This is a genomic window from Actinospica acidithermotolerans (assembly GCF_018139625.1).
In the GTDB taxonomy this organism is placed as follows: Bacteria; Actinomycetota; Actinomycetes; order Streptomycetales; family Catenulisporaceae; genus Actinospica; species Actinospica acidithermotolerans.
In genome coordinates, this window is record NZ_JAGSOH010000337.1 from 1 (window position 1) to 470 (window position 470).

Below are 470 nucleotides of genomic sequence, written 5' to 3' on the forward strand. Positions count from 1 at the left end.
TCGCTGCTCTGGACCAGCGAAGGCGACTTCGCGCGCGGCTACGGCCCCGCGCTGCGGGAGAGCCATGCGGACGGCGCGGCGGCGCGGGAGTACGCACTGACCCCGGCCTTCCAGCCGCGGCCCGGCGGCGACAGCGGCCCGCGCGCCAATGCGACGCTCGAAGGCCTGGCCCTCTCTCCCGACGGCCGCACGGCCTGGCTCGCGATGGAGGCTGCATGGCGCCAGGACGGCCCGATGCCGACAGCGCACTCGCCCGGCGGGCCGCTGCGCATCACGGCGCTCGATCTTTCGAGCGGGCGGGCCGTGCGCCAGATCGCCTACGTGCCGGACGCCGTGCCCCGCGCGCGGCGCATTCCCTGGGGCCCGCGCCTCAACGGCGTGAGCGAAATCCTCGCGGACGGCCCCGATCACCTGCTGGTGCTCGAACGCGCCTACAGCGCCGGTGCGGGCTTCCTCTCGCGCCTCTACCG

General features: G+C 75.7%; 1 protein-coding gene. It reads left to right on the forward strand.

Features of this window, described 5'->3' with window-relative positions; all coding sequences use genetic code 11:
• Positions 1–470: esterase-like activity of phytase family protein (locus KDK95_RS38880; RefSeq protein ID WP_212522640.1), on the forward strand; the 470-nt coding region annotated here is incomplete at both ends.